The 10,299-nt window shown below is 70.3% G+C and carries 8 protein-coding genes, 1 tRNA gene and 1 pseudogene; 6 read left to right on the forward strand and 4 right to left on the reverse strand.

The features are described 5' to 3' along the window. The first annotated feature begins 8 nt into the window (after positions 1-8). The 4 genes from pstB (at position 9) to phoR (ending at position 3,844) form a co-directional block, all read left to right on the forward strand. Complete coding sequence (pstB, locus tag BXA03_RS00260) at positions 9-788, forward strand: phosphate ABC transporter ATP-binding protein PstB (protein WP_076503204.1); 780 nt, start codon at positions 9-11, stop codon at positions 786-788. Between the two features lie 20 nt (positions 789-808). Next, positions 809-1,510, forward strand: a complete 702-nt coding sequence (gene phoU / locus BXA03_RS00265; RefSeq protein WP_076503640.1) for a phosphate signaling complex protein PhoU — start codon at positions 809-811, stop codon at positions 1,508-1,510. 175 nt (positions 1,511-1,685) lie between these two features. Beyond that, positions 1,686-2,378, forward strand: coding sequence for a phosphate regulon transcriptional regulator PhoB (gene phoB, locus BXA03_RS00270; protein WP_076503205.1), 693 nt, complete (start codon positions 1,686-1,688; stop codon positions 2,376-2,378). A gap of 110 nt (positions 2,379-2,488) precedes the next feature. Continuing rightward, on the forward strand, positions 2,489-3,844 hold the full coding sequence (gene phoR, locus BXA03_RS00275) for a phosphate regulon sensor histidine kinase PhoR (RefSeq protein ID WP_076503206.1): 1,356 nt from the start codon (positions 2,489-2,491) through the stop codon (positions 3,842-3,844). Positions 3,845-3,847: 3 nt separating this feature from the next. Here phoR and BXA03_RS00280 read toward each other — a convergent pair whose 3' ends face one another. Together BXA03_RS00280 and BXA03_RS27480 are read right to left on the reverse strand one after the other, a co-directional pair. Further along, positions 3,848-4,864, reverse strand: a complete 1,017-nt coding sequence (locus BXA03_RS00280; protein WP_076503641.1) for an HD domain-containing phosphohydrolase — start codon at positions 4,862-4,864, stop codon at positions 3,848-3,850. Between the two features lie 81 nt (positions 4,865-4,945). Continuing rightward, positions 4,946-5,566 (reverse strand): annotated as a pseudogene (locus BXA03_RS27480) (SOS response-associated peptidase family protein); the annotation flags it as partial. 187 nt (positions 5,567-5,753) lie between these two features. Here BXA03_RS27480 and BXA03_RS00290 point away from each other — a divergent pair. Then, positions 5,754-5,829: transfer RNA gene (locus BXA03_RS00290), tRNA-Asn, on the forward strand. A 194-nt stretch (positions 5,830-6,023) separates the two neighbouring features. Here BXA03_RS00290 and chrA read toward each other — a convergent pair. Next, positions 6,024-7,379, reverse strand: coding sequence for a chromate efflux transporter (chrA, locus tag BXA03_RS00295; protein WP_076503207.1), 1,356 nt, complete (start codon positions 7,377-7,379; stop codon positions 6,024-6,026). 62 nt (positions 7,380-7,441) lie between these two features. Between chrA and BXA03_RS00300 the strand changes: the two genes are divergently transcribed. Further along, positions 7,442-9,241: an ATP-binding response regulator gene (locus BXA03_RS00300; RefSeq protein ID WP_143476172.1), complete on the forward strand. Its 1,800-nt coding sequence runs from the start codon at positions 7,442-7,444 to the stop codon at positions 9,239-9,241. A 36-nt stretch (positions 9,242-9,277) separates the two neighbouring features. Here the strand turns inward: BXA03_RS00300 and BXA03_RS00305 are convergent, their stop codons facing one another. Continuing rightward, entirely contained in the window at positions 9,278-9,952 is a 675-nt protein-coding gene (locus tag BXA03_RS00305) for a response regulator (RefSeq protein ID WP_076503209.1), read from the reverse strand. Positions 9,953-10,299: the final 347 nt, after the last annotated feature.

Here is a 10,299-nt window from a genome sequence, read left to right on the forward strand (position 1 = left end):
GCCAAGCCATGGTTGCCACCGTCTCCACCCCCCCGCGCGCCAAGATCGCCGTCAAGGACCTGAACTTCTATTACGGCAAGTTCCACGCGCTCAAGGGCATCAACCTCGACATCCCCGAGAACAAGGTCACCGCCTTCATCGGTCCTTCGGGCTGCGGCAAGTCCACGTTGCTGCGCACCTTCAACCGCATGTTCGAGCTCTATCCCGAGCAGCGCGCCGAAGGCGCCATCGAGCTGGACGGCGAGAACCTGCTGACTTCCAAGCAGGACGTCGCCCTGGTGCGCGCGAAGGTCGGCATGGTGTTCCAGAAGCCCACGCCCTTCCCGATGTCGATCTACGACAACATCGCCTTCGGCGTGAAGCTGTTCGAGAACCTGTCGGCTTCCGACATGGACGACCGCGTCGAATGGGCGCTCAAGAAGGCGGCCCTGTGGACCGAGGTGCGCGACAAGCTGCACCAGAGCGGCTCCGGCCTCTCCGGCGGCCAGCAGCAGCGCCTGTGCATCGCCCGCGGCATCGCCATCAAGCCCGAAGTGTTGCTGCTGGACGAGCCGTGCTCGGCGCTGGACCCGATCTCCACCGCCAAGATCGAAGAGCTGATCGCCGAGCTCAAGGACGAATACACGGTGGTCATCGTGACCCACAACATGCAGCAGGCAGCCCGCTGCAGCGACTACACGGCCTACATGTACCTGGGGGACCTCATCGAGTTCGGCGCCACCGAGCAGATGTTCTTCAAGCCCCAGCGCAAGGAGACCGAGGACTACATCACCGGCCGCTTCGGCTGATGCCGCAGGGAGACACAGCGATGGCTGACAAGCATCTTTCCACCCAGTTCGACAGCGAACTCAACGGCGTGTCCTCGCGCGTCATGGAACTCGGCGGCATGGTCGAGTCCCAGATCCGCCAGGCCGTCTATGCGCTGCTGCAGTTCGACACCGACGCCGCCGAGCGCGTGATCGAGACCGAGCCGCGCGTCAATGCGATGGAGATCGAGATCGACCGCGAGCTCTCGTCGATCATCGCGCGCCGCCAGCCGACGGCGCGCGACCTGCGCCTCCTGATCGCCATCTCCAAGACCACGGCCAACCTCGAGCGCGTGGGCGACGAGGCCAACAAGATCGCCCGCATGGTCAAGTCGATCATCGAAAGCGGCTCGGCCCGGGCGCTGCCGTGCACCGAGCTGCGCATCGCCGCCGACCTGGCGTCGGGCCTGCTGCGCAAGGCGCTGGACGCCTTCGCGCGGCTCGACACGGCTGGCGCCCTGTCGATCCTCAAGGAGGACGACCTGATCGACCAGGAGTTCGACGGCTTCGTGCGCAAGCTGGTCACCTACATGATGGAAGACCCGCGCACTATCTCGCCGAGCCTGGACCTGCTGTTCCTGGCCAAGGCCATCGAGCGCATCGGCGACCATTCGAAGAACATTGCCGAGTTCATCATCTACATCGTCAAGGGTGAGGACGTGCGGCACACTTCGATGCAAGAGATCGAGTCGGCATTGAAGTGATGCCCCCCAGGCTGCGCGCTTCGCGCTCCGCCAACCCCCCAAGGGGGGCACATCCAGCGGCCCGGCAAAGCCGGTTCCGCGGATGTCCGCGCGTGGCCTGCTCCGCGGCCTTTCGAGCTGGGGTTGAGCGTGACTTACCGGCGATGGGTACCTGGCGCGGACTTGGACAAACACCATGAAGAAACCTCGTGTATTGATCGTGGAGGACGAGTCCTCCATCGCCGAGTTGCTGGCGGTGAACCTGCGGCACAACGGCTTCGAGCCCATCTGGGCCGAGGACGGCGTGAGCGCGCAGCGGGAGATCGACGCGGTGCTGCCGGACATGATCCTGCTGGACTGGATGCTGCCGGGCCAGAGCGGCCTGCAGCTGGCGCGGCAGTGGCGCCGCGATGCCCGCACGAAGCAGGTGCCGATCCTGATGCTCACCGCCCGCGGCGACGAGCCCGACAAGGTGGCCGGCCTCGACGCCGGTGCCGACGACTACATCACCAAGCCCTTCTCCACGCAGGAGATGCTGGCGCGCATCCGCGCAGTGCTGCGCCGCCGGGCGCCCGAGGCCGCGGTCGAGCGGCTGGAGGCGGGCGAGCTGGTGCTCGACACCGCCACCCACCGCGTGACCTGGCAAGGCACGGCGCTCAAGATGGGGCCGACCGAGTTCAAGCTGCTGGCCTACCTGATGCAGAACGCCGAGCGCGTGCACAGCCGCTCGCAGCTGCTCGACAAGGTGTGGGGCGACCACGTGTTCATCGAGGAACGTACGGTCGACGTGCACGTCAAGCGCCTGCGCGAGTCGCTCGGCACCGCGGCCAGCATGGTCGAGACCGTGCGCGGCGCGGGCTACCGCTTCACGGTCCAGGCGACCGTCTGATCGGGCCGCGATCCGGCCGCCGCCCCTGTTGGTGCGCGGCCTCCCATCCCTTCTGTGTGCCACTTCGCCCGCGGGCCTGCCCAAGCGGTGCCTGCCGATAATCCAAGGCCATGCCCGGTCGTCTTGCCGTCTTCTTCTGCCTGTCTGCCGCAGGTGCCGCCGCCACCGGCTTCCTGATGGGCTGGCGCCTGGCCTGGGCCGGGGCCTGGGTGGGGGCGCTGGGCTGGCTGGTGCTCGACATGCTGCGGGCCCACCGGCTGATCCAGGCCATGCGCAACGATGCGCTGGGCCTGCCTTCCGGCCGCTTCGGGCTGTGGGGCGAACTGTCTGACCGCATCCGCCGGGCCCTGCGCCTGCGCGAGCAGCAGACGCAGCAGGCCGAGCAGCGCCTGCAGGAGTTCCTCGCCGCCATCCAGGCTTCGCCCAACGGCGTGGTGCTGGTGGACGAGGAGGGCCGCATCGAATGGTGCAACCAGACCGCCGGTGTCCACCTCGGGCTGGATGTGGAGCGCGACCTGCAGCAGCTCATCGCCAACCTCGTGCGCGATCCCGCCTTCATCGGCTACCTCGCCTCGTGGAACTACAGCCGCGAGGTGGTGCTGGACGCGCCGGCGGCCACGCGCCCCGCGTCCGGCCAGCCCATGCGGCTGTCGGTGCAGGCGCATCCCTATGCGGGCAACCGCCGCATGCTGCTCACGCGCGACATCACCGCACTCGAGAAGGCCGATGAGATGCGGCGCGACTTCGTGGCCAACGTGTCGCACGAGATCCGCACGCCGCTCACGGTGCTCACCGGCTTCGTCGAGACGCTGCAGACGCTGCCGCTGGACGCCGACGAGCGGGCCCGCTACCTGGGCCTCATGGGCCAGCAGGCCCAGCGCATGGGCACGCTGGTGGCCGACCTGCTGACGCTGTCGCGCCTCGAGGGCAGCGCTGCGCCACCGGTCAACCAGTGGACGCGCGTGCGCGCGCTGATGGCGCACTGCGAGGACGAGGCGCGCGGCCTGTCGGGGCGTATCGCCTCGCAGCCGCACAAGCTGTTCTTCGCGGTCGAATCCGATTCGGAAGTCGCGGGCGTGCCGACCGAGCTGCAAAGCGCGATGTCCAACCTCGTGACCAATGCCGTGCGCTACACACCCGGCGGCGGCGAGGTGGCTGTCACCTGGCGCCTGCTGCCCGACGGCCGGGGCGAATTCACCGTGCGCGATTCGGGTCCCGGCATCGCCGCCGAGCACATCCCGCGGCTCACCGAACGCTTCTACCGCATCGACCGAAGCCGCTCGCGCGAGACGGGCGGCACCGGCCTGGGCCTCGCCATCGTCAAGCACATCGCGCAGCGCCACGGCGGTCAGCTGCGCATCGAGAGCGATGTGGGCAAGGGCTCGCGCTTCGCCATCACCTTTCCGGCCGGCCGCGTGCGCGAGGTCCGGGCGCGGCTGGCGGCGGCATCGGCGCCTGCGGCCTGAGCTTCAGTCCACCGGCCAGCGCTGGCGCACTTCGGCCAGCCGCGGCGCGATGGACAGGAAGAGCGCGACGAGCTGCGGGTCGAAGTGGCGGCCCGCCTCGCTGCGGATGTACTCCAGAGCGCGCTCGACGGGCCACGCTTCCTTGTAGGGCCGGCGCGAGGTGAGGGCGTCGAACACGTCCGCGATGGCCACGATGCGCGCCTCCAGCGGAATGGCATCGCCGCGCATGCCCTGCGGATAACCGGTGCCATCCCACTTCTCGTGGTGCGACAGCGCGATGGCGCGGGCCATGGTCAGGATCTCGGAGCTGTCGTTGCCGATGATCTCGGCGCCGATCAGCGGATGGCGGCGCATGACGTCCCACTCCTGCGTGTCCAGCGGGCCGGCCTTGCGCAGAAGCGCATCGGGAATGCCGATCTTGCCCACGTCGTGCATGGGGGCGGCATGCAACAGGTCGTCGGCCCATTCCGCCGTGCTGCCCGCAGCCAGCGCCAGTTCCTTGGCGTAGTGGCTCATGCGGATGACATGCATGCCGGTCTCGTTGTCGCGGTACTCGGCGGCGCGGCTGAGTCGTTGGACGATCTGCAGCTGCGTGCGGCGCAGTTCCTCGGCGCGCACCAGCGACAGGTGCGTGCGCACCCGGGCGCGCACCACGGGCGGGTAGAGCGGCTTGGTGATGTAGTCGACCGCGCCGGCCTCCAGCCCCATCGCTTCGCCCTGGCTGTCGGCCCGGGCGGTGCAGAAGATCACCGGGATGCTGGCGGTGGCCGGGTCTTCCTGCAGCAGGCGGCAGACGGCATAGCCGTCGAGCTGCGGCATCATGATGTCGAGCAGGATCAGGTCGGGCCGGTGCTCGCGCGCGAGTTGCAAGGCACGGCGGCCGTCCGTGGCGAAGACCAGGCGGTAGTCGGACTGCAGCGCCAGCCGAAGCACCTGCAGGTTGGCAGGCTCGTCGTCCACCAGCAGCAGGCAATGGCGGCGATGCCGTGGCGCGGCTGCAGGGGTGCCTGCGGCGGGCAGCGCCAGGGTCGTCTCGGCCGCGGGCGCAGGCGCCTCAGCGGGGCGTTCGAGGGCCACCGCTTCGCCCACCAGTTGTTCGGCAGGCAGTGCGCGCAGGAACTCGTGGCGCTCGCGGCCGCGGGCTTCCAGCCAGGCCCGGACCAGGCCGCGCGGCAGCAGCACCGGCATGCGCCGCTCCTGGCCGCTGGCGCCGTAGCGGGCCATCAGCGGATGGTCGTCCGCATTGATCGTCAGCAGCGCAAAGCTCAGCTGCCGCACGCCGTTGTCGTCCAGCCAGCTGCTCCAGATGCCGGCCATGCACAGCGCATGGCCATCGCGGCGGCTGATGCGGGCCAGTTGGGGCAGGCGCGGGTCCACACGGTAGTCCTGTGTGTAGATGGCGGCGGCCGGCACCACGCAGAGCTGGTCCTTGCTCCACGCCGCGGCGTAGGGGGCCTTGCGCACTTCGTCGTCCCGCGCGAAGGCCGTGCGCAGGCGCAGCGCGGCCTCCATGCCACCGCGCCGGCTGTCCGTGGTGACCAGCCCCCAGCGGCCGATCTCGACCACGGGGGCGCCCGACTGCTTGTGGATGAAGGCGCCCGGGCCGCCCGGCAGCACCTCGTCGGTGCAGGCCGCCGGGGTCTCCAGCGGCGTGCTCTGTCGAAGATCGCGGGCCAGAACATCCCAGTGGCGATCTTGCGCAGGAGCGTATCGGGAGAGCATCGATATGCAGAATAAGCGGTTTGCCGGTCAGCGCCGCGTCAGCGGATGCGCCACGCGCCGTCAGGGTATGCATCCCCGGCGACGCCGTCGTCCAGACCTCGCCCAGGCCGCAGACCGCCAAATCCCGATTGATTCGGTCGGTTTTTCTTCAGGGCCCAAAAACCGTCGCTATACTCTAGGGCTTCCTTCCCCGATAGCTCAGTCGGTAGAGCGCCGGACTGTTAATCCGTAGGTCCCTGGTTCGAGCCCAGGTCGGGGAGCCAAACGAAGCACTTGGTGGTCGTCACCAAGCTGCTCAGAAAGCCCGCCCCGTGCGGGCTTTTTGCTTTGCGCGGCGGGCGTGCATTCTAGGTGCGGCTGAATCTGCCCTTGTTCGAGGCCGCAGCACCGGCCAGCACGAACATCGCAGCGATCCCGCTGCCTCACGCGCGTATGAGGCACTTCGGCCCCGCATCCCTCACCCCAGCATCCGGATCCCCAACCCCGCCACGGCGCTCAGCGCCAGCACCGGCATCACGCCCCACTTCAGCCGGATCAGCGCGAAGGCCGCCAGCACCATGAGCGCCGCGGCCCAGCCATCGAAGCCGCGGCCGTCGGGCCACAGCACATGGCCGGCGAAGAACAGCGCCAGTTGCGCGATCACGCCCACCACCGCGGCGGTGATGGCGGTCATGGGACCGGCCAGGCCCAGGTGGCCGCGGGTCGACTCCACCAGCGGGCCGCCTGCAAGGATGAACAGGAAGGAGGGCAGGAAGGTGAAGAAGCTCACGGCCACCGCCGCCAGCGCGCCGCCCAGGAAGGGCATGTCGGGGCCCAGCACGAGCTGGTTCCAGCCGCCCAGGAAGCCGACGAAGGCCACCACCATGATCAGCGGACCCGGTGTGGTCTCGCCCAGGGCCAGGCCGTCGATCATCTGCGGGCCCGACAGCCAGTGGTAGTGCTCCACTGCCGCCTGGTAGACGTAAGGGAGCACGGCATAGGCGCCGCCAAAGGTCATCAGCGCCGCCTTGGTGAAGAACCAGCCCATGCGCGCCAGGGTGCCTTCCAGACCGCCGATGGCGATGGCAGCGCCCATGCCTGCCGCCCACAGCGCCAGGCACACCCCCAGCACCCGCAGCAGCCGCCCGCGTGAGAAGCGGGCATGGGCCGGCGGCGGGCTGTGGTCGTCGATCCACGCCGCAGGCGCAGGGTTGTCGCCCAGGGCCGTTGCCGATGCCGCATGCGCCGCCCGGCCCTGGAAGGCGGCCGGCCAGCGGCGGGCCCCCATGTGTCCCGCCAGCGCCGCCAGCGCCAGCACGAGCACGAAGGGCAGGTGGAGGACCGCCATCGCCACGAAGGCCGCGGCGGCGATGCCCACCAGCGCCCGGCTGTGCAGGGCGCGGCCCGCCAGGCGCCAGCCGGCCTGAAGCACGATGGCGGTAACGGCCGGCTTGATGCCGTAGAACACGGCGGCCACCAGCGGCTGCTGGCCGAAGACCACGTACACCCACGACAGCCCGATGAGCAGCACCAGCGAAGGCAGTACGAACAGCAGACCCGCCGCGATGCCGCCCCAGCTGCGGTGCATGAGCCAGCCCAGGTAGGTGGCCAGCTGCTGCGCTTCGGGGCCCGGCAGCACCATGCAGTAGTTGAGGGCGTGCAGAAAGCGCTTCTCACTGATCCAGCGTCGCCGCTCCACCAGTTCGGAATGCATGATCGCGATCTGCCCGGCCGGCCCGCCGAAGCTGATGAAGCCCAGCTTGAGCCAGAAGAGCAGGGCGCGGCCGAAGCCGATGGGCGGGGGCGCGTCGGCGCGCGCAGGAGGCGGTGTCATGGCGGAAGTGGAAGCAGGGGGCGTCGATATGATCCCATCGCTTTCTGACCGCACCCCACGCCGTGTCCACTGCGCCCCCGCAGCCGTCGCCTTTGCCCGACGCCCAGACCGCCGCCGACTCGGAGGTGGTGCGCCGCGTGCTGGACAGCAGCGCGCGGCTGCTGGTGCTGATCGTGGCCAACGTGCTGATCGCGGTGGCCGTCTGGGAAGAGCTGCCCGCCGCCGCCGTCGCCACCTGGGGCGCCCTGGTGGTGGCGCACCTGCTGCTGCGCCGCCATGCCTTGCGCGCCGCGGCCATGGATGCGCTGCCGCTGCCACGCAAACTGCGGCTCTTCGTCGCCTACGGCGTTCTGGCCGGTGTGCTGCAGGCCGTGCCGCTGCTGGGTTTTCCGTGGCTGGGCGAGACGGCGCGCGCCTACCTGTCCATCATCCTGATGGGCCTGAGCACCGGCACGGTGGCCAGTTGCACCGGTCACCCGCGGCTGTGCCGGGCGTACTGCATCCCGGTGCTCGGCGGCCTGGTCGTGGCCTGGCTGCTGTCGCCGTCGGCCGCTGGCGCCAACGGCTTCATCGACCGCGCCATCGGCGTGCTGATCCTGCTGTTCATGGGCATCCTCGGTGCCGTGGCGCGCAACAGCTACCAGACGCTGATCGATGCCCACGCCGTGCGCCTGCGCGAGCGTGAACTCAACGCGCGCCTGCAGGAGGCCCTGGCCCGGGAGCGCGAGGCCGGCACGGCCAAGACGCGCTTCCTCGCCTCAGCCAGCCATGACCTGCGCCAGCCGCTGCACACGCTGTCGATGCTCGCGGCCACGCTGGTGCTGCGCCCGCTCGACGAGCGCAGCCGGGCCATCGCCACGCTGATGGCCGAGGTCAGCGAGTCGCTCAATGGCCAGCTCGACGGCCTGCTCGACATCTCGCGCCTCGATGCGGGCGTGGTGCGCGCGCAGATGCGGCCGACGCCATTGCAGCCGCTGCTGCAGCGCTACTTTGCCGAGGTGGAGGCCGCCGCACGCGAGGCCGGCATCACCGCCCGACTGCACTGGCGGCTGCCGCAGGACCTGCATGTGCAGACCGACCCCGCGCTGCTGCTGCGGGTGTTGCGCAACCTGGTGGGCAATGCGCTCAAGTTCACGCCGCGTGGTGGCCAGCTGCGCATCGATGCCGAGCCCGGGCCGGACGGCGAGGGTGCCGTGCTGAAGGTGGCGGACGATGGCATCGGCATCGCGCCGGCGCACCAGGCCCAGGTGTTCCAGGAGTTCTTCCAGGTCGGCAACGACGAGCGCGACCGTTCGCGGGGGCTGGGCCTGGGCCTGTCGATCGTGGCGCGGCTGGCCGCGCTGATGGGCATCGCGGTCACGCTGGACTCGGCGCTCGGCCAGGGCAGCTGCTTCACGCTGCGCCTGCCTGCTGCCGAGGGCGGCGCGGCCGCCACCGAGCCGCTGGCCGTGGCTGCCGGGGCCGCGGCCGGCCCGCTGGCGCTGAACGTGCTCGTGGTGGACGACGAGAAGGACGTGCGCACCAGCACCTGCCTGCTGCTGGCCGAACTCGGCTGCGACTGCCGGTCGGCGGCCGACCTGGCGCAGGCCGAGGCGGCGCTGGAGGGCTTCCGGCCCGACCTGGTGCTGGCCGACTTCCGCCTCGGCGGCAACGCGAGCGGCCTGCACGTCCTGGCCGCCGCGCGTCGGCGCCGGCCCGGTCTTCCGGTCGCGCTGGTCAGCGGCGACACCGCCCCCGACCGCCTGCGCGAAGCCGAGGACGCCGGCGTGCGCCTGCTGCACAAGCCGCTGTCGCTGGCCGCGCTGCGACCGCTGCTGGACGAGGCCGCGGCCGCGCGCGGTGTCCGGCCCGATCCAGCCTGATCCGGCCCGCGACGCGCCGCCCTGCGCGCACGGCGTTCAGCGCTCGCCCACGTTCATGCCCAGCTGCGCGGCGCGGAACACCGCCTCGGTGCGGTTGCGTGCACCCAGCACACGGAAGGCCGTCGACAGGTGGGCCTTCACCGTGCCTTCGGCCAGGTTGGTCTCGCGGGCGATCACCTTGTTCGACTTGCCCTGGATGGCCCGCTGCAGCACCGCCAGCTGCCGCTCGGTGAGCGCGAGCCGCTCGGCCCAGGCCGTGCGGCCCTGGGCCGTTGGCAGCGCTCCCAGCTCGGGCGCTGGCGCCGCCGCCGATTCGGGCCACAGCCCCGCCAGGAGCTGGGCCGGCAGGTAGCAGCCGCCGGCCAGCACCAGGCGCAGGGCGGCAAGCAGCACGGCCGGCGTGGAGGACTTGGGCACGTAGCCCATCGCACCGCCATCGATGGCCGCACGGATCACGTCAGGCTTCTCCTCGCCCGACAGCAGCACCGTGGGCACTTCGTCGAAATGCGCCCGCACCTCGGCCAGCGCCTCCAGGCCCGTCACACCGGGCAGGTTGAAGTCCAGCAGCACCAGGTCGAAGGGCCCGGGCTGGGCCAGCGCCTCCCGCACCGAGCGCGCCGTCGCGCAGCCCACGTCCGGCGCCAGCTCCGCGAGGAGGAAGGTCAGGCCCTGGGCGAACAGCGGATGGTCATCGATGAGCAGGACTCGCACGGGCGTGGGCCCGGCTTCGACGGGCGCAAGGGGTGGACGGGGATCGGCGCAAGGTAGACGACGACGGTGCCCGCGGCAATCCGTCCGTTCGCCACGCCGCGCGCCGGGCCACGGCCGATCGGCTTGGCCGTTCGGCCTAGGCCTGGCCGCATGGCCGGCCTCCCGAATTCGTAGGAGGCCACCGACGGCGTGAATTGTGAACATTGTGGATTGGTACTTGGCAATGCCAAGTTGTGGACATCCGGCCAGTGCCACAAATGACAACGAAAGTAAAAAATTCCTGGCTGGAGTCGTTGGGCCGCGGACGTGCGCCGGTGGGCGGCGGGGTCCGGAGTCGAGGGGAATCT

The sequence above is a fragment of the Pseudacidovorax sp. RU35E genome, from assembly GCF_900156165.1.
GTDB lineage: Bacteria > Pseudomonadota > Gammaproteobacteria > Burkholderiales > Burkholderiaceae_C > Xenophilus.

Coding starts and splice junctions, on each gene's coding strand:
- phoB (WP_076503205.1), top strand. CDS start 1,686: ATGAAGAAACCTCGTGTATTGATCGTGGAGGACGAGTCCTCCATCGCC.
- phoU (WP_076503640.1), top strand. CDS start 809: ATGGCTGACAAGCATCTTTCCACCCAGTTCGACAGCGAACTCAACGGC.
- pstB (WP_076503204.1), top strand. CDS start 9: ATGGTTGCCACCGTCTCCACCCCCCCGCGCGCCAAGATCGCCGTCAAG.
- phoR (WP_076503206.1), top strand. CDS start 2,489: ATGCCCGGTCGTCTTGCCGTCTTCTTCTGCCTGTCTGCCGCAGGTGCC.
- chrA (WP_076503207.1), bottom strand. CDS start 7,379: ATGACACCGCCTCCTGCGCGCGCCGACGCGCCCCCGCCCATCGGCTTC.